The 24,459-nt window shown below is 73.1% G+C and carries 20 protein-coding genes and 1 tRNA gene; 12 read left to right on the top strand and 9 right to left on the bottom strand.

Features of this window, described 5'->3' with window-relative positions; genetic code table 11:
* Positions 1-33 precede the first annotated feature (33 nt).
* From FH609_RS00605 to FH609_RS00595, 3 genes are all read right to left on the bottom strand, one after another.
* Positions 34-2,709, bottom strand: a complete 2,676-nt coding sequence (locus FH609_RS00605) for a WD40 repeat domain-containing protein (protein ID WP_139665774.1) — start codon at positions 2,707-2,709, stop codon at positions 34-36.
* Between the two features lie 195 nt (positions 2,710-2,904).
* A complete protein-coding gene (locus FH609_RS00600) occupies positions 2,905-3,960 on the bottom strand; it encodes a hypothetical protein (protein WP_139665775.1) in 1,056 nt (351 codons plus the stop codon).
* A 258-nt stretch (positions 3,961-4,218) separates the two neighbouring features.
* A complete protein-coding gene (locus tag FH609_RS00595; protein WP_122182792.1) occupies positions 4,219-5,256 on the bottom strand; it encodes a LacI family DNA-binding transcriptional regulator in 1,038 nt (345 codons plus the stop codon).
* Positions 5,257-5,493: 237 nt separating this feature from the next.
* On the opposite strand from FH609_RS00595, the gene FH609_RS00590 reads away from it, so the two are divergent.
* Genes FH609_RS00590 through FH609_RS00575 form a run of 4 tightly spaced genes read left to right on the top strand, consistent with a single transcriptional unit; the run spans position 5,494 to position 10,260 of the window.
* A complete protein-coding gene (locus FH609_RS00590) occupies positions 5,494-6,822 on the top strand; it encodes an ABC transporter substrate-binding protein (RefSeq protein WP_139665776.1) in 1,329 nt (442 codons plus the stop codon).
* A gap of 13 nt (positions 6,823-6,835) precedes the next feature.
* On the top strand, positions 6,836-7,861 hold the full coding sequence (locus FH609_RS00585) for a carbohydrate ABC transporter permease (protein WP_139665777.1): 1,026 nt from the start codon (positions 6,836-6,838) through the stop codon (positions 7,859-7,861).
* On the top strand, positions 7,861-8,784 hold the full coding sequence (locus FH609_RS00580; RefSeq protein WP_139665778.1) for a carbohydrate ABC transporter permease: 924 nt from the start codon (positions 7,861-7,863) through the stop codon (positions 8,782-8,784). The genes FH609_RS00585 and FH609_RS00580 overlap by 1 nt, the downstream gene beginning before the upstream one ends.
* A 57-nt stretch (positions 8,785-8,841) precedes the next feature.
* Positions 8,842-10,260 carry a GH1 family beta-glucosidase gene (locus FH609_RS00575; protein WP_139665779.1) on the top strand — a complete coding sequence of 473 codons (1,419 nt, stop codon included), beginning with the start codon at positions 8,842-8,844 and terminating at the stop codon, positions 10,258-10,260.
* Positions 10,261-10,576: 316 nt separating this feature from the next.
* Here FH609_RS00575 and FH609_RS00570 read toward each other — a convergent pair whose 3' ends face one another.
* On the bottom strand, positions 10,577-11,443 hold the full coding sequence (locus tag FH609_RS00570; RefSeq protein ID WP_139665923.1) for a spermidine synthase: 867 nt from the start codon (positions 11,441-11,443) through the stop codon (positions 10,577-10,579).
* 173 nt (positions 11,444-11,616) lie between these two features.
* A complete protein-coding gene (locus tag FH609_RS00565; RefSeq protein ID WP_139665780.1) occupies positions 11,617-11,991 on the bottom strand; it encodes a hypothetical protein in 375 nt (124 codons plus the stop codon).
* Between the two features lie 174 nt (positions 11,992-12,165).
* Here FH609_RS00565 and FH609_RS00560 point away from each other — a divergent pair, with 174 nt between their 5' ends.
* Positions 12,166-13,590: a hypothetical protein gene (locus tag FH609_RS00560; protein WP_139665781.1), complete on the top strand. Its 1,425-nt coding sequence runs from the start codon at positions 12,166-12,168 to the stop codon at positions 13,588-13,590.
* A gap of 124 nt (positions 13,591-13,714) precedes the next feature.
* On the opposite strand, the gene FH609_RS00555 is transcribed toward FH609_RS00560, so the two are convergent.
* On the bottom strand, positions 13,715-14,320 hold the full coding sequence (locus FH609_RS00555) for a histidine phosphatase family protein (RefSeq protein ID WP_139665782.1): 606 nt from the start codon (positions 14,318-14,320) through the stop codon (positions 13,715-13,717).
* Between the two features lie 198 nt (positions 14,321-14,518).
* Between FH609_RS00555 and FH609_RS00550 the strand changes: the two genes are divergently transcribed.
* The 3 genes from FH609_RS00550 (at position 14,519) to FH609_RS00540 (ending at position 16,056) form a co-directional block, all read left to right on the top strand.
* Positions 14,519-15,466, top strand: coding sequence for a phosphatase PAP2 family protein (locus FH609_RS00550; RefSeq protein WP_139665783.1), 948 nt, complete (start codon positions 14,519-14,521; stop codon positions 15,464-15,466).
* A 19-nt stretch (positions 15,467-15,485) separates the two neighbouring features.
* A complete protein-coding gene (locus tag FH609_RS00545) occupies positions 15,486-15,842 on the top strand; it encodes a hypothetical protein (RefSeq protein WP_139665784.1) in 357 nt (118 codons plus the stop codon).
* Positions 15,843-15,982: 140 nt separating this feature from the next.
* Positions 15,983-16,056 (top strand) — tRNA-Lys (locus FH609_RS00540).
* A gap of 69 nt (positions 16,057-16,125) precedes the next feature.
* Here the strand turns inward: FH609_RS00540 and FH609_RS00535 are convergent.
* Positions 16,126-17,343 (bottom strand): M6 family metalloprotease domain-containing protein, encoded by a 1,218-nt coding sequence (locus FH609_RS00535; protein WP_226961290.1) that lies wholly within the window; start codon positions 17,341-17,343, stop codon positions 16,126-16,128.
* A 403-nt stretch (positions 17,344-17,746) separates the two neighbouring features.
* Between FH609_RS00535 and FH609_RS00530 the strand changes: the two genes are divergently transcribed.
* Together FH609_RS00530 and FH609_RS00525 are read left to right on the top strand one after the other, a co-directional pair.
* Positions 17,747-19,498 (top strand): putative bifunctional diguanylate cyclase/phosphodiesterase, encoded by a 1,752-nt coding sequence (locus FH609_RS00530; protein WP_139665785.1) that lies wholly within the window; start codon positions 17,747-17,749, stop codon positions 19,496-19,498.
* A 106-nt stretch (positions 19,499-19,604) separates the two neighbouring features.
* Positions 19,605-20,057: a hypothetical protein gene (locus FH609_RS00525; RefSeq protein WP_139707816.1), complete on the top strand. Its 453-nt coding sequence runs from the start codon at positions 19,605-19,607 to the stop codon at positions 20,055-20,057.
* Between the two features lie 123 nt (positions 20,058-20,180).
* Here FH609_RS00525 and FH609_RS00520 read toward each other — a convergent pair whose 3' ends face one another.
* Positions 20,181-20,942, bottom strand: coding sequence for a decarboxylase (locus FH609_RS00520; protein WP_139665787.1), 762 nt, complete (start codon positions 20,940-20,942; stop codon positions 20,181-20,183).
* Between the two features lie 8 nt (positions 20,943-20,950).
* Positions 20,951-21,871, bottom strand: a complete 921-nt coding sequence (locus FH609_RS00515; protein WP_139665788.1) for an aspartate/glutamate racemase family protein — start codon at positions 21,869-21,871, stop codon at positions 20,951-20,953.
* 171 nt (positions 21,872-22,042) lie between these two features.
* Between FH609_RS00515 and FH609_RS00510 the strand changes: the two genes are divergently transcribed.
* Complete coding sequence (locus tag FH609_RS00510) at positions 22,043-23,014, top strand: D-2-hydroxyacid dehydrogenase (RefSeq protein ID WP_139665789.1); 972 nt, start codon at positions 22,043-22,045, stop codon at positions 23,012-23,014.
* On the top strand, positions 23,011-24,438 hold the full coding sequence (locus FH609_RS00505; protein ID WP_139665790.1) for an amidase: 1,428 nt from the start codon (positions 23,011-23,013) through the stop codon (positions 24,436-24,438). Before FH609_RS00510 ends, FH609_RS00505 begins: the two co-directional genes overlap by 4 nt.
* Positions 24,439-24,459: the final 21 nt, after the last annotated feature.

Genomic DNA, 24,459 nt, shown 5'->3' with positions numbered 1-24,459 from the left:
GCGTTCCCGGGGTGACGGCGAGAGCGGCGCGGCTCAGGGCGCGGGCAACGGCCAGAGCCGGGCGCCGAACTGGGTCACGGTGACCAGCGTCCCGCCGTCGGGCGAGAGCGCCACGCCGCCGTCGGCGCAGCCGAAGGGTATCTCCGCCAGCGTCTGCCCCGAGCCCGCGTCCCAGACCGCGCCCCAGCCGTGGCTGCCGGGGAAGTACGCCCGGGGACCGGTCGCCGACCAGACCAGCTGGCCGTCGGGCTGGTCGTGCATGGGCAGGTCCCGCACGGCGGTGACCGGCGGGACGGCCTCCTCGCCCGGCTCCCCGTCGAGCGCGAGCCGCCAGAGCCCGGCGTGGCCGCGCTGGGTGGCGCCGGCGACGGCCAACGTCCGCCCGTCGGGCGCGAAGGCGAGCCCGGTGACCTGCCGCAGGCCGGCGGGCGCGGCGACCGGGACGGCGGGGCCGCCGACCTCGCGAACCACCACTCGACTCGCGGCGTCCCTGACGCCGAAGGCGACCCGTTCGCCGGTGGCGTCCAGCGCCGCCATGTCGATCCGGGCGCCCCGCCAGGAGACGGTCTGGGTGGCGGACTCCGCCAGGGACAGCAGCGGCTTGCCGTTCGAGACGTCCAACACCACGACGCGGCCGGTGACATGGGCCGCCAGCACGACCCGGGAGCCGTCGGCGCTGAACGCGATGCGCAGCCGCTCCTCCTCGTCCCAGGCGACGGGGGGCAGGGTGTAGACCCAGCGGGTCGCGCCGCCGGCCACCTCGTCCAGCGCCAACGCGGACTCGTCGCCGAGCAGGCCCCTGGCCAGCACCTCCCCCGTGGGGGAGAACGCCAGGTCGGAGAGGTAGGAGGAGCCGTCGACCTCGGGCAGCAGGCCCGTCTCCGGCGGCGCCTGGCCCGGCACGGTCCCGGCCGGCCAGCGGCAGAGCACCTGCGGGCGGCCGACGGAGTCCCGGTCCAGCTTGGCGCAGAAGGCCAGCGCCCGCGCCCCGTCCGCCACCGCGGCGACCCGCACCGACCAGTGCGAGCAGGGCAGTTCGGCCGGCCGGCCGTCGCCGGCCGCGACCGGCCCGGCGAGCGCCGGCGGTAGCCCGGTGAGCAACACCCGGCCGGGCGCCGGCTCCTCGGCGGGCGCCGGCTCCTCGGGGCGTTCGAGGCCGGCCAGGAACCAGACGTCGATGTCCTCCTGGACCACGACCAGCGCCCGGCCGTCGGGGGTGAACGCGCCGACGGCGGCGGCCGGGTCGGCCCACAGGGTGCGGCCCTCGCCGTCGAAGAGCAGGGAGCCGAAGTCCGCGCCGACGAAGGCGAACGGCCCGTCCGGCGTCCAGCAGGCCCGCGCGGTGATCGCGGCCGACGGCGAGTCGGCGTCCAGGCCCTCGGTGAACTCCTCGGGCCGCAGCAGGGGTTGGCCGGTCAGCACGGCCCGCCCGCCGTCCCGGCGCAGGGTGAACCTGCGGCCGGCCGGCCGGGCCGTCGTCGCCAGGCCGGCGCGCTCGGGAACGCCGCCGACCGCACCGCCCACGACGAACAGCTCGTCGCCGCCCGGCGCCAGGACCAGCGCGGCGATCGAGCTGAGCCCGGTGTCGGCGACGGCCAGCACCCGCCCCTCGGGCACGGACCGCAGCACCACCCGGCCGGCGGGGCCGGTGTGGGCCAGCAGCTCGCCGGTGGCGTCGAGGGCGACGGGGCCGAAGGCGTCCTCCCCCTCGGGGACCCGCAGCAGGACCTCGCCCGTGTGGCTGGCGAGCACGGCCACCACGTCGGAGCTGCCGGTGCCGACGGCCAGCCGGCGCCCGTCGGCCGAGAAGCCGAAGCGCACCAGGTCGTCCATGCTGACCTCGACGTCCTCCGGGTCGAACGTCAACTCCTCGGCGTCCGCCGCCTCTTCGGCGGCGTGCGGGCGGACCCGCCACAGCGGCTCGCCGGTCGCCGCCGACCAGGCCCGCCAGGCGCCCTCCACGGCGGCGACCACGATCGCGCCGTCCGGGGAGAGTTGCAGGTCATAGGACTCGTCGTGGGTCCCGGAACCGTCGAGATACCAGACCAGCGGGGCGTCCCTGGTGGTCTCCCAGCGGGCGATGTCCCCGCCGTTGTGGTGCCACTCGGCAGCGGCCGCCAAGGCCAGCCAACGCAGCCCGGCGGGGGCGGCCACCGCGCTGGCGCCGTTGTAGAAGTACGCCGTGCGGACCTCCGCCGGGTCGGCCGAAGGCGACGCCGGGTCGACGCCCCCCGGGCCGGTCCCCCACGGGTGTCCGGGGCCGTCGCCGTTCCGCCCGTCCGCCTCGTTCCGGTCGTCGTCCCGGTCCTCCGCCCAGTCCTCGGCCACCGGGTACGGGACGGTGCCCGTCTCCACGTGGTCGAGCCGGCCCAACGCCCGGGTGCCGGCGAGGGCGTGGTGCGGGCGGACGTCGCCCGAGGTCCACTGCGCCCACCAGCGGTCGGGCATCGGCCGGTGGGCCGCCGGCCAGCGCAGCGCCGCCGGGCGGATCGCCGCGAGCCCTTCCGGCGTCATGCGCTCCAGCTGGCGGCAGATCTCCCACCAGCCTTCCTCGCTGGGGCGCGCGGCCAGCAGCGCCCGCGCGACGGCCTCGGGAGCGGCGCCCGAAGTGTGCTGCGGGGAACGGGGCTTCGGGTGTGCACGGTCGGGGCCCTGGGCCCGGTCGGGGTGGGCGGGGGCGCCGGGTCCTCGGGGGTCGGAGGGATTCATGACGTCCGTCCTAGGTTCGGCGGGCGATCAGGTCTCGGGGGCGGGGCTCGGAGGCGGATCTTGTCGGTCGGGTCTCGGGGTCGGAATCTTGTTGGTCGGATCTCGGTGCCGGGTCTCGGTGTTCGGTCCCGGGGTCAGCGCTCGGGCGGTCGGGGTTCGGGGGACGGGTCGCGGCGAGGCCGGGCGGGTCCTGGATCAGCCGAGGTCATGGCCACGCACCTCGGCCGGCGACGCCACCACCAGGGCGCGGCCGTCGGGGGTCAGGGCCCAGGCGGTGGAGCGGCCCAGGTCGGACACGGAGCACAGCGGCTCCCCCGCCGCCAGGTCCCACACCGTGACGGTGCGGTCGGCGCGCAGCGCCGCCCTGGGGCCGGCGGCGCCCCAGACCGGACGCGCCGTCTGCTGGGCGGCCTCGGCGGGCAGCGCGGCCAGGCGACGGCGCTCCACCACCGCGTCGGCCGGCTGCCGGGCCGGGTCGAGAAAGACCGCCTGCGCGGCGCCGCCGGCCGTGCCCAGCACGACCAGCAGCGCGCCGTTGGGCGCGAAGGCCAGGCCGGCGCACCAGTCGAGGCCGGTGGGCAGCACGCTCAACGCCCCGCTGTCCGGGGTCAGTACCGCGATGCCGCCGTCGGGAGCGCGCTCGTAGGGGCGGCAGAGCCGGAACGCGAGCCGGGAGCCCTCGCCGTCGACCGCGATCGCCTCGCTGCCGCCGACGCGGGGCGGCTCGGCGGCGCCGTCGACCAGCCGGGACCCGTCGGCCGCCGACCAGGCCAGCACGGAACGGCTGGACTGGTCGCAGCCGGCGACCACCCGCCCGTCGCCGCTGACCGCGAGCCGCAGGCCGCCGCACTCGCTGAAGCCGGCGTAGACCGGCCGGCTGAGCGAGCGCCGCCAGCGCTCGACGGGCCGGGGCCGCAGCGCGAAGTGCGCGACCTGGCCCAGCTGTTGCTCCTCGGAGCCGCCGAGCGAGACGGTCAGCGCGGCGTCGTCCGAGCTGAAGACCATGTCCCGCACCACGGCCCCCTGCGGTCGCCGGGCCATGGGCAGGCGTAACGGCGGGGCGTCCTCGCCCGGGGTGAGCACCAACAGCTCGGCGAGGCCGGGGAACCAGGGCGCCGCCGTGGCCACGGCGACCCGGCTGAGCCCGGCGGTGGCCGCGACGGCCGTGACCCGCTGCGCGGCGGCGGGGCGCCCGGGCAGCGGCCGGCGGAGGTCGAGATCGCCGGGCGCACAGAGTGGTCGAACAGCCATGCAAGGGACCATAGACCGAGGCACCGACAGCGGATGCCACCTTGCACAACCTTCTGGCAACGGAAGGCCACTCGGGCATGGCCGATAAGCACTCCCGTGGGAGCGCTTTCACGGACACCCGGGCGCCGGGATGTGGCCAGCGCAACACCGACCGGGCGGACGCCGGAGGGGCACTTCGGCCGACTCCCCCCGACGTCCCCGACATTCCGACGTCCTGAGGTTCGGGCCTCGCCCCGCCGGCGGGGCGAGGCCCGAACCTCAGGACGAGGCCCGGCGCACCAGCTCCGTGGGCAGCACCAACCGGGGGCGGTCGGGGCCCGAGTCGCCGATCTCCGCCAGCAACGCCCTGGTCATCGCCCGGCCCATGCCCTCCATCGGCTGCCGCACGCTGGTGAGCGCCGGGTCCATGTGCCTGGCCAGCGCCGAGTCGTCGAAGCCGACCAGCGCCACGTCCCCGGGCACGGACCGGCCCAGCTCCCGCAGCGCGCGGCGGGCCCCGATGGCCATCAGGTCGGAGGCGCAGAAGACCGCGTCCAACTCCGGTCGCCGCTTGATCAGTTTGTGCATCGCGGCATGGCCGCTCTCCTCCGAGAAGTCGCCCTTGGCGATCAGGTCCTCGTCGGGTTCCCGGCCGGCGGCGCGCAGCGCCTCCTTGTAGCCGTCGACGCGGCAGCGGGCCACATACATGTCGGACGGGCCCGTGATGGTGGCCACCGTGGAACGCCCACGGCCCAGCAGGTGCTCGACGGCCAACTGCGCGCCGCCGACGTTGTCACAGTCCACGTGGGGGACCATCTCGTCCGAGGAACGACGTCCGTTCATGACCACGGGGATGCCCATTTCAGCCAACTGGTCAGGCATCGGATCGTCTCCATGGACCGAGACCAGCAGCACGCCGTCCACCCGGTGGCTGGCCGCGTACTGCGAGAAGCGCTGCCGCTCCTTCGGGGTGCGGATGAGCGTGAGCAGCAGCTGGATGTCGGTGTCCGCCAACTCCGCGCTGACGCCCCGGATGATGCCCGAGAAGTACGGCTCGGCGAAGAGCCGGGTCTCGGCCTCGGGGACCACGAGGGCGATCGCGTCCGAGCGGTTGGCGGCCAGCGCCCTGGCCGCGCGGTGCGGCACATAGCCCAGATCGGCGATGGCCTGCTGAACGGCCGCGCGCGTGCGTTCGCTGACCCGGGGCGAGCCGTTGATGACACGGGAAACCGTGCCCCGCCCCACGCCGGCACGAGCGGCGACCTGTTCCAGGGTCGGTCTTCCGTCGCGCCCCATGCCGCGCCTTGTCACTGCCATCGGTTCCTCCCGTTTGCGCCCCAGAGTCCAACTACATCACGGATACCGAAGCGACCTGTTCTATGACTTGACACTTGCCGAGGGCTCAGGAAGCCTTCAACCCATCACAGCTGGGAGCGCTCCCACGCGTCGAGAACCCTACAGAACCCGTACGTTCCGAGCCCAGGCCCCATCCCCCACAGCCGCACCACTGGCCGGGAAGGCAACGTCATGTGTGCGCCAGGAGGACAATCCGTCATGCGCGATAGAGCACGCACTTTTCACCGGCCCAACCGCAGAACCACCCGGGTCTTCGCCCTCGGGATAGCCGCCACCCTTGCCACGGGCCTCCTCGCGGGCTGCGGCAGCGACGACGAGGAGGGTGGCGACGGCGACGGCAACGTCGAGATCAGCATCGGCGTCTTCGGCCAGTTCGGCTTCGAGGAGGCCGGCCTGTACGACGAGTACATGGAGCTGAACCCGAACGTCACCATCACCCAGGACTCCATCACCGAGAACGGCGACTACATCGCCCAGCTGCGCACCCGCCTCGCGCAGAACAGCGGTCTGATGGACATCCAGGCCATCGAGGTCGGCAACATCGCCGAGATGACCGGCGACCTCAACAACCGCTGGGTCGACTTCAACGAGTACGAGGACGTGGACACCAGCCACTTCCTTCCCTGGAAGCTTGACCAGGCCACCACCGAGGACGGCCGGGTGATCGGGCTCGGCACGGACATCGGTCCGACCGGCATCTGCTACCGCACGGACTACTTCGAGGAGGCCGGGCTGCCGACCGACCGCGAGGAGGTCAGCGCGCTCTTCGCCGACTGGCAGTCCTACCTCGACGTCGGCGAGCAGTTCCTCGCCAACGGGCCGGACGACGTGGCCTACCTCGACTCCGCCGGCGGCATGTTCAACGCCGTCGTCTCCGGTTACGAGGAGCGGTACTACAACGCGAACGGCGAGGTGAACTACCAGGAGAGCGAGGCCGTCCAGACCGCCTGGGACCTCTCCGTGCAGGCCGCCGAGGGCGATCTGACCGACCGTCAGCAGCAGTTCAGCGACGAGTGGAACACCGCCTTCGCCAACGGCGCGTTCGCCACCGTGGCCTCCTGCCCGGCCTGGATGCTCGGCTACATCCAGTCCGAGGCCGGCGCGAACGGCGAGGGCGCCTGGGACGTCGCCCAGTCCCCCTCGCCCTCCAACTGGGGCGGCTCCTTCATCGGCGTCCCCGACGCCAGTGACAACAAGGAGGAGGCCGTCAAGCTGGCCGCGTGGCTGACCGCCCCCGAGCAGCAGGCCAAGCTCTTCACCGAGCGCGGCAGCTTCCCCAGCTCCGCGGCGGCGCACGAGCTGCCCGAGGTGCTGGAGGCCACCCACGAGTACTTCCAGGGCGCGCCCATCGGTCAGATCTTCACCGAGGCGGCGGCCGAGATCCCGAGTTCGGTGATCGGCCCGCAGGACCAGGTGATCCAGCAGGGCATCACCGACGGCCTGGCCGCGCTGGAGCAGCAGGGCATCTCCGGGGACGAGGCCTGGGACAGCGTCGTGAGCCAGCTGGACAACGCACTCGCGGAATGACCAGGACAGGTAGATGACAACTGACCACGCCTCGGCCGCGCCCCCCGTCACCTCGGGGGGCGCGGCCCCGCGCCACGATTCCGGCAAGGCCGACGGCCCTTCCTCCCAGGAGCAGAAGCGGACCGAGCGCCGCTCCCGCTGGTACCGATGGGACCTGAAGTACAGCCCCTACGCCTTCATCTCCCCCTTCTTCCTCTTCTTCGCCGCCTTCGGGCTCTTCCCCCTCCTTTACACCGGGTGGGCGGCGATGCACCAGGTGTCGATGACCAACCCGAACGAGATGGAGTGGGTTGGTTTCGAGAACTTCTCGCGGCTCTGGGACGACGAGTTCTTCTGGAACGCGCTCCGCAACACGTTCACCATCGGCCTGATCTCCACGGTCCCGCAGCTGCTGATGGCGCTGGGCCTGGCGCACATCCTCAACTACCGGATGCGCGGCAGCATGATGTTCCGGGTGGCGATGCTCACGCCGTACGCCACCTCGGTGGCGGCGGCCACGCTGGTCTTCGCCATGCTCTACGGCCGCGACTACGGCATGATCAACTGGGCGCTCGACCTGGTCGGGATCGACCCGGTGAGCTGGGAGGCGGGCACCTGGTCCTCGCAGTTCGCGGTCTCCTCGATCGTGATCTGGCGGTGGACGGGCTACAACACCCTGATCTATCTGGCCGCGATGCAGGCGGTGCCCAACGACCTCTACGAGTCGGCCTCCCTGGACGGCGCCTCGCGGTGGCAGCAGTTCCGCCATGTGACCATCCCGGCGCTGCGGCCCACCATCCTCTTCACCGTGGTGGTCTCCACCATCGGCGCCACCCAACTCTTCGGTGAGGCCTTCCTGTTGGCGGGCAGCGAGAACGGTGGCTCGCAGAGCCAGTACCAGACCCTGGGCCTCTACATGTACGAGACGGGCTGGTTCAACCTGCACCTCGGCCGGGCGGCGGCCATCGCCTGGACGATGTTCCTGCTGCTGATCATCATCGGCATTCTCTACTGGGTGCTCACCCGGCTGGTGGGCAAGAGCAACGGCGAGGAGGCGTGATGGCGACCGCACCTGTCATCGCCCCGAACACGCGGGAGGCGACGGACGACCCGCCGTCGGGCGGAGGCCGCCGCAGGCGGGCCGGGAGGGCCGGCCGGGCCGGGGGCCACCTGCGCGCCGGCTGGCTGACCTATCTCATCCTCACCGTCTTCACGGTCGGCTCGCTCTTCCCGCTGCTGTGGTCGGCGATCGCGGCCTCGCACACCAACTCCCGGCTGGCGGAGACGACTCCGCCGTTCTGGTTCGGCGGGCGGCTGTTCACCAACCTGGAGGCGGCCTGGACCGACGCCAACATGGGCACGGCCATGATCAACACGATCTTCGTGGCCGGGACCGTGACCATCTCCACCGTGCTGTTCGCCACGCTCGCGGGCTTCGCCTTCGCCAAGCTCAGGTTCCGCGCGAAGAACCTGCTGCTCCTGCTGGTCATCGGCACCATGATGGTGCCGCCCCAGCTCACCGTGGTCCCGCTGTTCATGGCGATCGCCAAGCTGGAGTGGACCAACCAGCTCCAGGCCGTGATCCTGCCGACCATGGTCAGCGCCTTCGGCGTCTTCTTCATGCGCCAGTACCTGGTGCAGGCGCTGCCGACGGAGCTGATCGAGGCGGCCAGGGTGGACGGGGCCAACAGCCTCCGGGTGGTCTGGCACGTGGTCTTCCCGGCGGCCCGGCCGGCGATGGCCGTGCTGGGAATGCTGACCTTCGTCGCGGCCTGGAACGAGTTCTTCTGGCCAATCATCGCCCTGACCCAACAGAACCCGACGGTGCAGGTCGCGCTGACCGGGCTGGGCCAGGGCTACGTACCCGACCGTGGCGTGATCATGGCGGGCGCCTTCCTGGGCACACTGCCTCTGCTCATCGCCTTCGTGCTGTTCGGCAGGCAGATCGTCGGCGGCATCATGCACGGCGCACTCAAGGGCTGAGCACCCCGCCAGCCCGGCTTCGATACCCTCTCTACGAGCAAGAATGGGAGCGCTTCCATGACTGAAAAGCAACCACGGGTCTTCCCGGCCGACTTTCTGTGGGGATCGGCGACCGCCTCCTACCAGATCGAGGGCGCGGCCAGCGAGGACGGCCGTACTCCGTCCATCTGGGACACCTTCTGCCGGACCCCCGGCAAGGTCTTCCAGGGCGACAACGGCGACGTGGCCTGCGACCACTACCACCGCTGGTCCGACGACCTCGACCTGATGTCCGAACTCGGCCTCCAGGCCTACCGCTTCTCGGTGTCCTGGTCCCGGGTCCAGCCCACCGGGCGCGGCCCCGCCGTCCAGCGCGGGCTGGACTTCTACCGGGCCCTGGCCGACGGGCTGCTGGAGCGGAACATCACCCCGGCCATCACCCTCTACCACTGGGACCTGCCCCAGGAGCTGGAGGACGCCGGCGGCTGGCCGGCCAGGGAGACCGCCGAGCGCTTCGCCGAGTACGCGCAGCTCGTCGCGACGGCGCTGGGCGACCGGGTCAAGCTGTGGACCACGCTCAACGAGCCCTTCTGCAGCGCGTTCCTCGGCTACGGCTCCGGGGTGCACGCCCCGGGGCGGACCGAGCCCGAGTCGGTGCTGAAGGCGGCCCACCACCTCAACCTCGCGCACGGGCTGGGCGTTCAGGCGCTGCGCACGGTGCTGCCGGCGGAGGCGCAGATCGGCATCACCTTCAACCCCGGGGTGATCAGGGCCCGCACCGAGTCCCCCGAGGACCAGGACGCCGCGCGCCGCATCGACGCGCTGCACACCCGGATCTTCACCGACCCGGTGCTGCACGGCGCCTACCCCGGCGACCTGAAGGAGGACACCGCGCACGTCAGCGACTGGTCCTTCGTGCGGGACGGCGACGAGGCGGAGATCCACCAGCAGATCGACTTCCTCGGGCTCAACTACTACACGCCGACCGTGGTTTCGGCGCCGGTGGAGGGCCGGGAGGCGCCCCGCAACGACGGGCACGGCGCCTCCGACCACTCGCCCTGGGTGGGCTCGGAGACCGTGGAGTTCCACCTGGCGCCGGGCGAACGCACCGACATGGGCTGGGTCATCGACCCGACCGGGCTGGTGCAGCTGCTGCGGCGCTTCGGCGAGGAGCGTCCCGACCTGCCGCTCTACATCACGGAGAACGGCGCCGCGTTCGACGACAAGGTCGACGCCAGCGGGGTCGTCCAGGACCCGGACCGCATCAGCTACCTGCACGGCCACCTGGACGCGGTGCACCAGGCGATCGCCCAGGGCGTGGACGTGCGCGGCTACTTCCTGTGGTCCCTGTTGGACAACTTCGAGTGGGCGTACGGCTACAGCAAGCGCTTCGGCGTCGTGCACGTGGACTTCGAGACGCTGCGGCGCACCCCGAAGGCCAGCGCGCGCTGGTACGCGGGGGTGGTCGGCTCCGGGCAACTGCCCGCCGCCGGCTGACCCCTGGCGGCCGGCGCCGCCATGCTCCCCCCGCCCTACCCGGAAGCCCTCCCGCAGCGCCCCGCCACACCGGGCGAGCCATCGCCCCAGGCGGGCGCCGTGGGAGGGAGGGCGGGGGAGACAGGCCCCCGGTCCGGCACCGCGCCCAGCGCGGCCGGGCCGGGGGCGTCCTCGTCCCAGGGCCCGCCACCTCCCGTGACGCACCGCCCGACTCACCCGATCGAGGCCCCGCACGCTCATCCCCCCACCCCTTGTCACACTCGAAGTCTCCGTTCGAGCACACACTGTGACACGGGGGTCTGACAACGGCCCTCGATCAGGGAAAAGTCCCCTCCGGCGGGGGTGGTGACGGCCGGGCCGTGGCGTCCGTGACCACGGCCGCGCCGCCGGTGAAGTCACCCAGCTCCCGCCCGGTCAACAGCCGCGCGGGGAACGGGTCGCCGGCGGCCCTGCGGGTCAACTCGGCGACTGGCAGCGGGTGGTCGGCCGCGCAGAGCACGCCGTTGCCGAAGCGCCGGCCGCGCAACACGGCCGGCTCGGCCATCAGACAGACCTCGGGGAACCGGGCCCGCAGGGTGGCGACCTGCCCCCGCAGATGCGCGAGCGGCGGCCCGTCCGTGCAGTTGACGGCGTACCAGCCGCCGACGGCCAGCGCTCCCCTGACCGCGTCGAGGAACTCCAGGCTGGCGCAGTGCGCCGGGGTCCTGGCGTCGGCGAAGACGTCGGTGATGACCAGGTCGGCCCAGCCGGGCGGGACCCTGGCCAGCGCCTGCCTCGCGTCCACGGCGCGTACCCGCACCCGTGCGCCGTCCGGAAGCGGCAGGTGCCGGCGCACGAGGGCGGTGAGCGGGGCGTCCGGCTCGGCCACCTGTTGACTGGAGCGCGGCCTGGTCACGGCCACATAGCGCGCCAGGGTGAGCGCCCCGCCGCCGAGGTGCAGCACCCGCACGGGGCGTCCGGCGGGGGCCATCAGATCGACGAGGTGCCCCAGGCGGCGCTGGTACTCGAAGGTGAGCCGGGTCGGATCGGCCAGGTCCACATGCGACTGGGGGGCGCCGTCCAACAGCAGTTCCCAGGCGTCCGCCCGGTCCGGGTCGGGCACCAGCCGGGCGACCCCGCCCTCGACCGTCTCGGTCACCTGTCCCCGGTCGGCCGCCCGCCGCGCTCTTCTGCCCGCCACCAGGCCAGTCTCCCCCGGGCGCGGCACCGTGGCGCACCCGGGGCACGGGCGGCGTGCGCGGCCAGCATGTGCGAACGGCGTGCGCGGCCGCGCGCGGGGCGGCGGGCACGGCCGGCGTGCGCGGCGCGCGGGCCCGGCGCGTCCCCGGCCCCCACGCCGGCGGACGCGCCGGCGTCTCAGCGGCGGACCACGCCCCCGCAACGGTCAACGACGGCCAGGGTGTTGACCGCCTCGTAGATCGCGGCCCGCAGCCGCTCGGGCTCGGTGGCCCGGGCGACGGCCCCCTCCGGGGGCACCAGCCAGCAGCTTCCCGCCACCGAGGGGCGGCCGCCCACCGGGGCGTCCGAGCCCGCCCTGGTGCAGGCGCTGCCCGGCAGGTTCCAGCGCGCGGCGGTGCCGGGTGGCACCAGGAAGCCCAGGGTCTCGCCCTCCCGGTCGTGGAGCACTGGGCCCACTCCGTGCCGCAGGCGCAGCAGATCGACGGCTTCCAGTCCTTGCCGCGCCGGGACCGTGACCACGTCGCAGGCCGCCGTGTCGCCGGTGTCCGCCATGGGGTCCTCCTCCAGGGTGCTGTCGAGTGCGTTTGTTTAACGGCGGACCACTGTCAACGGCTACGGCTCGGAACCCCTCCTTTGGATGGCAGTTCATGGCAGATCGACGGGCCGGCGGCCGATCCTCTCCGAACGGGCGGTGAACGACCCGCTACAGCCGGTACCTTCCCGGCCATGGCGAGGTCATCATCCACGTCCAGGACGACCACACCCAACGAGGCGTTCCGCTCGCTGCGCGGCGGGCTCTCCCCCGGCGAGTTCGCGGCCGCGGTGCGGCGGGCGGCGCGGGAGATCGGCGAACGGGTCTCCTGCGACGCGCGCTACGTGGGGCGCGTGGAAGCAGGCGAGATCCGATGCCCTAACTACGCGTACGAACGGGTATTTCTTCATATGTTCCCGGGGCGCACCCTGACCGACCTTGGCTTCGAGCCACGACAGACCGTCCGAGGACGCGGCGCGCGCGCCATCCCCCCACCCCGCGCCGAGCCGATTCCCCCCCACCGCACCCCCCGGGCGTTCGACGGCCAACGGCCGTCCCGGCACGGGCGCGACGCGGCGCCCCCGGGTGAGCACATCCACGACACCGAGGAGGGCGACGTGCTGCGTCGCGCGTTCATGACCGGCGGCCCGGCCGCCATCGCGTCCCTGGCCGCACTGGGCTCGGCGCCGCACGCCTCGGCCGCCGGCCGGGGGCGCCCCGGCGCCGCCGAGGTGGCCCGGGTCCGCCAGGCCGTGCGCGACATCCGGCTGCTCGACGACCAACACGGTGCGCTGGCGCTGTACCGGCCGGCCGGCGAGGCGCTGCGGACCGCCTACGAACTCCTGGACACCGGCGCGAAGCGGTCGGCGGTCGACGACGAACTGCACTCCAACACCGGCGAGTTGGCGATCTCGGTCGGCTGGCTGGCGCACGACTCGCGGCGCTGGGTCGAGGCCCGTTCCTACTACGCCGAGGCGCTGGCCACCGCCCGGGTCGGCGGCGATCCAGCCCTGGAGGCGCACGCGTTCTGCAACACCGCCTTCCTCGCCAGGGACACGGGGCGCCCGAGGGAGGCGGTGCGCGCCGCCCAGGCCGGCGCGCGCGCCGCGCGGCAGGTGGGTTCCGAGCGGCTGCGCTCCCTGTTGGCGCTGCGCGAGGCGGCCGGTTGGGCGGGCATGGGCGACCGGGGCGGTACCGAGCAGGCCATCGCGCAGGCCCAGCGGGCGTACGAACGGGGCGAGCCGCCGGAGAGCCCGGAGTGGATGACCTTCTTCGGGGACGGCGAGTTCGCCAGCCTGGAGGGGCAGTGCTGGGCGTTGCTCGGCGACTGGCGGCGCGCCGCCGAGTGCGCCGGGAGCGCGGTGGAGGCTGCCAGGCGCGATCCGCACTTCGCCCGCAACATCGCGCTCTACTCGGCGGAGTTGGCCGGCTGCCTGGCCAGGTCTGGGCGCCCGGAGGAGGCGGCGGCCGTGGGCAGCCAGACGCTGGACCTGATGGACCAGGTGCGCTCCACCCGGATCACCGAGCTGCTCGCCGACACCGCGACCCGCCTCCACCCGGCCCGCAGGGACGCGGGCGTCGCCGCGTTTCTCGAACGGCAGCGCTCGGGACCCGTGTAGTCGCCCGTTCCTTCACCCCGCGTGCGCCTCCCGCCGGCCGCCTCCCCCTGCGCCGGCGCGTGATCTCCCCGCGCACACTGGCGCGTTGACCGCCCGCGCACCGGGGCGCACGCCCGCGCGTTCCTCAGGCGGCGTCGGGCAGGTGCGCGGTGTCGTTCCACCGCTCGATGGCCGGCTCGCCGTAGGCCCAGGAGAGCACCGAGAGCGCGGCGGCCTCCAGCTTCAGCCGGGCCGCGAAGTCGACCTCCTGGCCCAGCCAACGGGCCGCCACCGCGCGCAGGATGTGCCCGTGGGCGAAGACCACGGTGTCCCGGTCGGCGGCGCGTGCCCAGGCCACGACCTCGTCGGCCCGCTCGGCCAGCCGGGCCATGCTCTCGCCGTCCCGCACCCCGTCGCGCCAGATCACCCAGTCCCCGCCGCGCTGTTCGGCGATCTCCTCGGTGGTCAGGCCCTCCTCGCGCCCGTAGTCCCACTCCAGCAGCGCGTCCCAGGGCGTGGCCCGGTCGCCGAAGCCGGCCAGCGCGCAGGTCTCGGCTGCCCGGGAGAGCGGGCTGGTGCGGACCTCGGCGCCCGGCAGGTCGTTCCAGGGGACGCGCCGCAGCCGTTGCCCCAACACCCTGGCCTGCTCGCGCCCCTCGTCCAGGAGCGGGACATCCGTCAGCCCGGTGTGCCGTCCCGAGACCGACCAGGCCGTTCGTCCGTGTCGGACCAACAGGATGCGCCCAGGCATGGATTTCCTCTCGTGACATGACCGATGGTGACCGGTCGCGACCGCCGGTGCGATCACTCGCGTCTCGAACGTCACACATCATTCCTCACGCAACCACACGGGGCGCCCCGGGCGTCTCACCGAGAGCGGTCCGCCTTACGGTGGACTGACGTACACCTGACCAACAGCCGAAGACGAGATGATCCGGAGTTCGCGCCGATGCCCAAACAGCGGCCACGCTGGTGGACCGAGCTGCTGCTGATCCTGGTGGCCTACGCGGCCTACTCGGGCGCGAGGCTGCTGGCCAGGGGGGACGTCAGCACGGCCGTGGACAACGGGCTGAGCATCCTGCGACTGGAGCGCGCGCTGTGGCTGCACGCCGAGGAGCCGCTCAACGAACTCTTCACCCAGGAGCCGTGGCTCGGGGTGCCGTCCTCGTTCGCCTACGCGTCGCTGCACTACGTGGTCACCCCGATCGTGCTGGTCTGGCTCTTCCACTGTCGCCCGAGCCGCTACCGGCTGATGCGCACCTGGCTGCTGACCTCGACGATGCTGGGCCTGATCGGTTTCACGCTGATGCCGACCAGCCCGCCCCGGCTGCTGCCCGGCGGGCACGGCTTCGTGGACAGCCTCGCCCAGTACAGCGGTTGGGGCTGGTGGGCCGACGACGCCAGCGCGCCGAGCGGGATGGGCGACTTCACCAACCAGTACGCCGCCATGCCGAGTCTCCATGTGGGCTGGTCGGTGTGGTGCGGGGTCGCGTTGTGGCACTACGGGGGGCGTTCGCTGTGGGTGCGCGCCGCCGCCGTCCTCTATCCGCTGATCACGGTGATCGTGGTGATGGGCACCGCCAACCACTACTTCCTGGACGCGCTAGCCGGGACGACCGTGATGGTCGTCGGGCTGCTGCTGGCCAGGCCGCTGCTGGTGCTGTCGGGGCGGCTGCGGAGCCGGTTCGGCTGGGACGAGAACCGGGAGACCGCGCCGGACTACCGCACGCTCCCCACCATCGACGACCAGGACCGGCGCCCGCGCCGGCGTGAGATGGGCGACAGCGCCGGCGCGAGCGCCCCCGCCGTGCCCTCGCCGATCCCCAGGGCGCGGCACAATGGAACGTCGGCCGCACCGTCGACCGCACCGGAAAGCCAGATGACTCCGCCGTCCTGACCAGGAGGCTGATCCCCGCATGACCGACTCCGGCCAGGGCCGCGAACCCTCCGGCACACCGCCCCAGTTCCGCCGCCCGGCCGCGCTCTTCTTCGAGCCGCCCGCCGGCTCCTCCGACGAGGAGCACTTCTTCTCGCTGGAGTCGATCAGCGAGCCGCGCGAGCTGCTGGACCGGGCCACCGAGCTGGCCACGGCCTTCCAGAACGCCGCCGACCGCTCCGTCGAGTACCAGGCGATGGCCGCCGCCCAGCTGGCCGACACCGCCCGGTTCGACTCCCTCACCCCGGCCGCCGTCGCCGACCGCGCGGGGTGGACCGAGGACTACGCCGTCAAGATGATCGAGTTCGGCCGCGAGCTGCTGCGGCGCCGGGCGTGACCCCCGCCCCAGCCGGGTCCGGGGCGTCGGCGCACCGCTCCGGCAGCGGCCCTGTGGGCTGGGCAAACGCCCCGCTGGCCGCCCGCGAATCCGATTTTTGCTTCACCGGTTCGGGGTGCTAGTGTCTACGACGTCAGCAGGCGCCGCTAGCTCAGTTGGTTAGAGCAGCTGACTCTTAATCAGCGGGTCCGGGGTTCGAGTCCCTGGCGGCGCACCTGATGAAGGGCCTCCGGTCGACAGACCGGAGGCCCTTCGCCATGCGGCGGTCCGGTGTGAGGGGGCCCTACTCCTCCTTGTCCACCCTGATGTGCCAGCCGCCGCTGGCCGTCCGTTCGCCGACCTCGACGCGCACCCCGTTGGCCGCGTCGACATAGCTCTCGCCGGTCTCCAGCGGGGCGTCGGCCAGCCGGGGGTGGACCGAGGTGCCGTGGCAGGCCTCCGTCTCGGGATGGCCGTCGATCACCTCCACCGGGCCGTCCGCGGACGGCACGTCGCTGCGCACCCGGTAGAGCAGCACGCCCCTGGTGCACAGGTCGCGGTCGTTGCCGATCGGGGTGCGCGCCTCGGCGACCAGCGCCTCCGCCGGGCCGGTGCGCACCACGGCGAGCCGGGTGTCGGCGGTCGGGTTCCGCTCGTCGAGCGGGGCGCCGAGCGGTTCGAGGGTGTGCAGGCTGGTGCCGGCGGAGCGGACGCAGGCGATGTGCTCGGCGTCCAGCCAGCCCATCTTCCACTTGTGCCAGCCGAAGAGATCGGGCGCGAGGCCGAACTGGCTGCCCATCAGGTCCCAGTCCCCGACGTGGGTGTCCCAGTCGCCCGTGCCCTCGGTCGGCCGGTTGTAGAGGTCGGGCAGGTCGAAGACGTGCCCCGTCTCGTGGGCCAGCACGTTGCGGTCGGGCCTGCGGTGCTCGAAGACGGTCACCAGGCGGCGGATCTCGGCCTCCCCGACGGTGATCGGGGAGTTGAAGTTGACGACCTTGGTGGCGTCGGAGTCCACGCCGGGCGCGTCGGGGTCGGCGACCAGGTAGACCACGTCGAACGCCGACAGGTCGATCCTCGGGGCGATGACCGAGAGCGCGTCGTGGAGGTAGTCGGCCCGCAGCTCGGACGGCCAGTCCCGCTGTATGCCGTAGTCGACGGAGTCGGCCGGCATCTCCAGCCACTCCCCCACGATCTCGGTCTCCAGGGTGAGCCGGCCGTAGGAGGAACGGTCGAAGTACTCGGCGGTGGCCGGGAAGTAGTCCTCGGCGATGCGCTGGGGGCTCAGCTCCGGCTCGGCGTCGGGGAAGGAGAGGAAGAGCATCACCGCGTCGAGGGTGCCGACCGGGCGCGGGTAGTCGTCGTTCCAGCTGTCCAGCCCCAGGGAGTGGTGGACGGTCGAACGGGGCAGGCCGCAGGGCTCGTCGGCGAGCGCGCCGGTGCCGGGGGCCGAGGTCATGGTGGTGGCGAGCAACGCGGCGAGCGCGGTCAGGACGGCCGCTGGGCGGCGATGGTCACGGCGCACTGCGACCTCCCGTCGAGCCGTTGGATACGCCGAGTCCACTTTGTTCGTTTTTGCCGGCTTACGCCCTGTTTCGCTAGCCCGGTCAGGTAACGCGTCGGCGATTACCCTGCGTAGACATCAGTCCCGAACGATCGCGGGAGAAAAGCGCCCGAGCAGAAACGATCAACTGGTCGAAAGCATGTCTGAGGGTCGTCCGGGACATGACCGGAAGCTGGACGAAAATTGACTGGAGCCCATCAAAAACGTGCCCTCGGGGAATCGGGACAGGCCCACGGGGCACTGGCTCAGCCCACGCCCGAACCTCTATGATCGGCACATTTCCAGCGTGGATACGCCAGGCGGGCAGCCGGGGAGTGCCCGACGGCACCATCCGCGGGCGCCCCATCCCCTCCCGGAGCAGTCGGTGAACGGACCCTTCAAAGGACCGGGCGAGAACCCCGGAGGCGGCCTCGCCGCGACTCCCCACGCCCTCACGGAGAGTGATGTTCTCCGGGACTACCAGGCCGCGTTCCACATCGCCGCGCTGCCCATGGCCATGGTCGGCAGATCGGGGCAGATCATCTCGGCCAACCCCGCGCTGGGCTCCCTCCTCGGCGTGCCGTCCGAGGAGTTGGCCGGCCGCTCGGCGGACGCGATCGCCGGCATCGGCATCGACGACCGGACCCAGGGCTCCTACCACGCGGTGCTCGCCGGCCAGCGCGAGCTGCTGCGCTGCGTCCGCCGGCTCAAGCACACCGACGGGCACACGCTCTGGGCCGACATCACCGTCGCGCCCACCGGCGGGGCGCGCACCGTCGCGCTGCTCACGGTCGCCGACATCAGCGAGCGCAGGGAGCTGAAGGAGCGCCTGCGCCACATCCAGATGCACGACCCCGTGACGCGGCTGCCCAACCGCACCCTCTTCTTCGAGCGGCTCACCAACGCCCTCGCCGACTCGGCCACCGGCCGGATCGGGCTGTGCTACCTGGGCCTCGACGGCTTCAAGGCGGTCAACGACACCCTCGGGCACCGGGTCGGCGACCAGCTCTTGGGCGCGGCGGCCAAGCGGCTCACCGAGTGCGCGACCGGGGCCGGCGGCCATCTGGTGGCCCGGCTCGGCGGGGACGAGTTCGCGGTGCTGGTGGAGAGTTCCACCAGCACCGAGCAGTTGACCGTGCTGGCCGGCGCGATGCTGGCGGCGCTCCAGCACCCGTTCGACCTGGCCGGCCAGCGGCTGGCGGTTTCGGCCAGCATCGGGGTGGTGGAGCGAGAATGCGCCAGCACGACGCCCACCGATCTGATGCAGGCCGCCGACACCACGCTGTACTGGGCGAAGGCCGACGGCAAGGCCCGCTGGACGCTCTTCGACCCGGAGCGCAACGCCCACCGGATGACCCGGCAGTCGCTCTCCTCCACCCTGCGCCACGCGGTGGAGCGCGGGGAGTTCACCCTGGAGTACCAGCCGATCGTGGGGCTCGCCGACGACATCGTGCGCGGTGCGGAGGCGCTGGTGCGCTGGCGGCACCCGCAGTTCGGGATGCTGGGGCCCGACCGGTTCATCGGCCTGGCCGAGGAGAACGGCGCCATCGTGCCGCTGGGCCGCTGGGTGCTGAACGAGGCCTGCCGGCAGGCCCGCCGCTGGCAGCTGGAGCACCCGGGGCCGCCGCTCTTCGTCTCGGTGAACGTGGCCGTCCGTCAGGTCTGGGACTCCGACCTGGTCAACGACGTGGCCTGCGCGCTGCGCGAGTCGGGGCTCCCGTCGGGGCTGTTGCAGCTGGAGCTGACGGAGTCGGACGTGATGGGCTCGGCCGGCCGCCCGCTCCAGGCGCTCCAGGCGCTCTCCGACATGGGGGTGCGGATCGCCATCGACGACTTCGGCACCGGCTACTCCAACCTGGCCTATCTGAGTCGACTGCCGGTGCGGGCGCTGAAGTTGGACGGCACCTTCGTGCGCGGCTTCCGCACCGCGCGCCATCTCAACCCCGCCGACGAGACCATCGTGACCTCGCTGGTGCAGCTCGCCCACAAGCTGGGGCTCACGGTGACGGCGGAGTGCGTCGAGGGCCCGGCGCAGGCGGAGCGGCTGCGCCGCATCGGCTGCGACACGGGCCAGGGCTGGCACTATGCCAGGCCGCTGCCGCCGGACCACCTGGCGGCGATGCTGGCGGGCCGTTGACCCCACGCCCTCGACGGGAGTGACGGGACGTCAGCGAAGCGCTCCGCCGGCCCCAACCCCTGTACGGCGCCCGGCGATGGCGGAATACTGCCCATCTATGACGATCATGGCTGAAACCATCACCCCGGAGAGACTTGACGCCCTGCTGGCGGAGGACTCCATCCCCTCCCTCCATCGGGCGCTGTGGCAGCTGCTCTGGGAGACCGACATCCGCGTGCTCGACCTGCTCTCCCTCGACGTGGCCGAGGTGGACCAGGACGGTGGGCTGATCGCGCGGGCCGGCGCGCCGTTCCCCGTCGCGCTGAGCGCGCGGGCGCTCGACCTGCTCGCCCCGCTGATCGCGGGCCGCGCGGCCGGGCCGCTCTTCGGCACCGGCAACGAGCGCCTGCGGGCGCTGAGTTGGGAGGAGGCCGTGCGCGGGGCGCGGGAGCACGGCCTGGCGATCCACGCCTTCCGCACCGCCGGCAAGCGCCACCGCTCGCGCGCCGGGGCGCGCGAGGCGGCCCGCGCGACCGCCGCCGACGCGGCGACGGACGCCGCCGCCCCCGGCCTCGCCTGAACCGGCCGGCCGGCCGCTCCACCTCGGGACCGTGCAACGTCCGTGATGCGCGCCCGGGTTCACGCCGGGAGGCGCCGCCGAGCAGCCCGTTCCGATCCGTACCGAACCATTCCGCGCCCCCGTTCAGACGCCGCGCGCCGAGAAGAGCGTGCCGAGCGCCGGGCACACCGCTTGGTGGTCCAGCAGGCGCAGCCCCTCCCAGACGGTGACCTGGTTGGCGGTCAACACCGGCTTGCCCAGTGTCTCCTCCACCTCGGCGACCCAGGCTGCGGTGTGCAGCGCCGTGTCCGGCAGCAGCACCGCCTCGGCCTCCGGGTCGTCCCCCGCCTCCGCCAGCCGCAGCACCTCGTCCCGGCCCCAGGTGCCCACCTCGGCCGCCGTGATGATGCCGCTGCCGCGCGTCGCGACCACCTCGATCTCGGCGGCCTTCAGGAAGTCGGCGAAGAGCCCGGCCACATCGTCCGGATAGGTCGCCGCCACCGCCACCCGGCGCACGCCCAGCGCCGCGACCGCGCGGGCGAACGCGAACGACGTCGAGGAGGCCGGCAGCCCGGCCGCCGCCGAGAGCCGGCGGACCTGCTCCAAGGCGCCCTCGTGGCCGAAGACGAAGCTGGCCGAGGTGCACGCCCAGACGACCGCGTCCACGGCCGTCCCGTTCCCTCCGGCCGCTCCCTCGGGAGCGGTCAACTCGCCCAGGACGGCGGTGAGTCGGTCGACCGAGCCCATCTCCAGCAGCGCCTCGACCCGGTGTGCGTCGGTGCCGATGTCGGTGTGGACGAGCGGCAGCCGCGCCCCGGCGCCGGCCTCGTTGAGCATGGCCTCAAGGCGCGGATAGTCGTCCTCGGCCGAGTACCCGGGGTACAGAAAGCCAACCGTCGCGACCATCGGTCACCTCACCTCTCGTCGTCGGGGAACGCGTCGGGCAGGCCGTCGCCGAACGGGTCGGGGTAGCCCTCCTGGAAGCCCTGCGGCGGCTCGACCGCCTCCGCCAGCGCCGGCTCGGGCAGCGGCGGCTCCGGCAGCGCGTCCGCGGCCACGGGCGGCAGCGGGAGCGGGGCCATCGAGGCCGGGCCGCTGCGCGCCGCCGAGTCCAGCAGCGCCTGGTAGGGGCCGACCGCCGCCTTGCCGATGCCCCGCAGCGCCGCCCACATGGTGACCTGGTTGGCGGAGATCACCGGCATCCGCAACTCGGCCTCCAGCTGCGGGATCACGTCGTAGGTCGGCAGGTTGGTGCAGCTGATGAAGAGCGCGTCCGGCGCCCCGCGCACCGCCTCGCGCGCCATGTCCACCACGTCCCGGTAGCCGACCCGCCAGATCTCCCCGGTCAGCCCGAGATAGCTGCGGCCCGAGACCTGGATGCCGGCCTCCCGCAGGTAGTCCTCCAGCGCGTCGGTGACCGATCTGGTGTAGGGCGTCACCACCGCGACCCGTTCCGCGCCCAGCTCGCGCAGCGCGGACAACAGCGCGCCCGAGGTGGTGAACGCCGGGACCTCGCCGGCCTGGGTCATGGCGGCGGCCATCGCCCGCTCCCCGGCGAGGCCGCCGACGAAGCTGCCCGAGGTGCAGGCGTAGGCCACGGCCTCGGGAGAGACGGCGATCAGCGCCCGCACCGCCTCGCGGAGCGTCTCGTGCTCGCTGACCAGCCGCGCGAGGTCGAGGCTGACCTCGACGGGGACGAACGGGGTGCGGGTCAGATGGAGCGAGACGTCGTCCGGGACCCAGCGCCACAGTTCGCGGTCGAGGGCGAAATCAAAGGGTGCGACGACTCCGACACCGCGCTGCGGTTGCGGCCCGCCCAAAAAGGAGACATCCATGTCGGGACCCCGATTCACAACGGAGGGGCGGCTTGGGGGAGGGGGAAACCCCGGCCGGGATACTGGCTTTCGCTAGATGCCTTCGTTGACGAAGGTAGTTCCGGTTCCTAGCGTGGTCAATCCTCGCTCTACCAATCAAACAGCCATTCGTTTCGGAACGGTTTCTCCCTCATGACCGCACCTCGTGTCCTGGTTCTGGACGACGATCCGCCACCCCGCCTCGACCGGCTCGCCGGCCGCGCCGACGTGCTGTACAGCGACGCGAACTCGCTGGCCAAACGGCTGCCCGAGGCCGATGTCCTGCTTGTCTGGGACTTTCTCTCCGACGCCGTACGGCACGCCTGGCCGGGTGCCGGGGCGCGACCGGTCTGGGTGCACACCGCCAGCGCCGGAGTCGACCGGCTGCTCTTTCCCGAACTTCTGGAATCCGACGCGGTGATCACCAACGCGCGCGGCGTCTTCGACCGCCCGATCGCCGAATATGTGGCCGGGCTCGTGTTGGCTCTGGCAAAGGATTTTCGGGGAACGTGGGTCGCCCAGTCCCAGCGCCGTTGGCTGCACCGGGAGACGGCAAAGGTCTACGGGAGCAACGCGCTGGTCGTCGGCTCGGGACCGATCGGCCGCCGGATCGGCGCCCTCCTCCAAACCCTGGGCGTGACCGTCGAGTTGGTGGGCCGCCGGGCCAGGGAGCGGGACCCCGCCTTCGGCCGGGTCCACTCCGCCGACTCACTCCCCGAACTTCTTCCCGAGGCCGACTGGGTGATCTGCGCGGCGCCGTTGACCCCGCAGACCGCCGGGATGTTCGACGCGGCGACGCTGGCGCTGATGCGGCCCACGGCGCGGCTGATCAACATCGGCCGGGGCGCGCACGTGGTCGTGGACGACCTCGCCGAGGCGCTGCGCGCAGGACGCATCGCCGGGGCGGCGCTGGACGTGCTGCCCGACGAGCCGCTGGGCCCCGACAGCCCGCTGTGGGACGTGCCCAACCTGCTGATCTCGCCCCATATGAGCGGCGACACCTTCGGCTGGCGGGACGACCTCGCCGAGCAGTTCGTGGACAACTTCGATCGCTGGCACGCCGGTCGCCCCCTGTTCAACGTCGTGGACAAGCGGCTCGGCTATGTCCCAGGGGAGGAAACATGACGGATCTGGCCACGTTGACCGCCGCCGAGTTGGGGGCCGCGTTCGCGGCCGGCGACGCCTCGCCCAGCGAGGCGACCGCCGCCGTGCTGGAACGCGCCGAGGCGGCGCACGCGGCGGTGAACGCGTTCACGCTGATCGACCACGAGGGCGCCGCCGAGCAGGCCCGGGCGGCGACCGAACGGTGGCGGCGGGGCGCGCCGTTGAGCCCGCTGGACGGGGTGCCGGCGACGGTCAAGGACATCCTGTTGCAGCGCGGCCATCCGACGCGGCGCGGCTCGGCCGCCGTGCCGGCCGGGGACCGGTGGGAGGAGGACGCGCCCTCGGTCGCGCGGCTGCGCGAGGCGGGGGCGGTGCTGGTCGGCAAGACGACCACGCCCGAGTTCGGGTGGAAGGGCGTCACCGACTCGCCGTTGCACGGCGCGACGGGCAACCCGTACGCGCCCGAGCGCACCTCCGGCGGGTCGAGCGGCGGCAGCGCGGCCGCCGTCGCGCTGGGCGCCGGGCCGCTGAGCCTGGGGACGGACGGCGGCGGCTCGGTCCGCATCCCGGCCGCGTTCTGCGGGATCTTCGCGCTCAAGCCGACCTACGGGCGGGTGCCGCTCTACCCGGCGAGCGCCTTCGGCACGCTGGCCCATGTCGGGCCGATGGCCAGGGACGCGCGGGACGCGGCGCTGCTGCTGGACGTTATCAGCGGCCCCGACTCCCGCGACTGGTCCCAACTGGCGCCGGCCACCAGCAGTTTCGCCGGCGCCCTGGTCGGCGGCGCGGAACGGGTGCGGGGGTTGCGGGTCGCCTACTCGCCGAGGATGCGGGAGGTCGCGGTGCGGCCCGAGGTGGCGGACGCGGTCGGGCGGGCCGTGGCGCGGCTGGCGGAGCTGGGCGCCGAGGTGGAGGAGGCGGACCCGCCGCTGCCCTCGTTCGACGAGATGCGCGAGGCGTTCCATGTGCTGTGGTTCAGCGGCGCGGCGCGGGTCACCGAGTTCTTCGACGAGGAGCAGGTGGCGGCGCTCGACCCGGGGCTCGCGGAGATCCGCGCGCGGGGCGCGCGCTACAGCGCGCTGGACTATCTGGCCGCCGTGGATGTGCGGATGGGCATGGGCCGGGCGATGGGCGCCTTCCACGAGCGGTACGACCTGCTGGTGACGCCGACGCTGCCGATCACCGCGTTCGCCAAGGGAGTTGAGGTGCCTGAGGGTTCGGGGCAGCGGCGGTGGACGGAGTGGACGCCGTTCACCTATCCGTTCAACCTGACCCAGCAGCCCGCCGCCTCGCTGCCCGTGGGGCGGGACGCGGCGGGGCTGCCGATCGGGCTGCACCTGGTCGGGCCGCGGCACGGCGACGCGATGGTGCTGCGCGCGGCGCACGCGCTCTACGCGGCGGGGATCGCGGGGGTGCCGGAGCCGCCGCTGCCGCCGTCGCCCTAGCGATCGGCGCGCTGTCCGGGG

Origin of the sequence: Streptomyces sp. 3MP-14 (genome assembly GCF_006334905.2) — a bacterium.
Classification (GTDB): domain Bacteria; phylum Actinomycetota; class Actinomycetes; order Streptomycetales; family Streptomycetaceae; genus Streptomyces; species Streptomyces triticirhizae.
The sequence above is the reverse complement of the archived record's forward strand: the minus strand, read 5'-3'. Positions and strand labels throughout refer to the sequence as shown.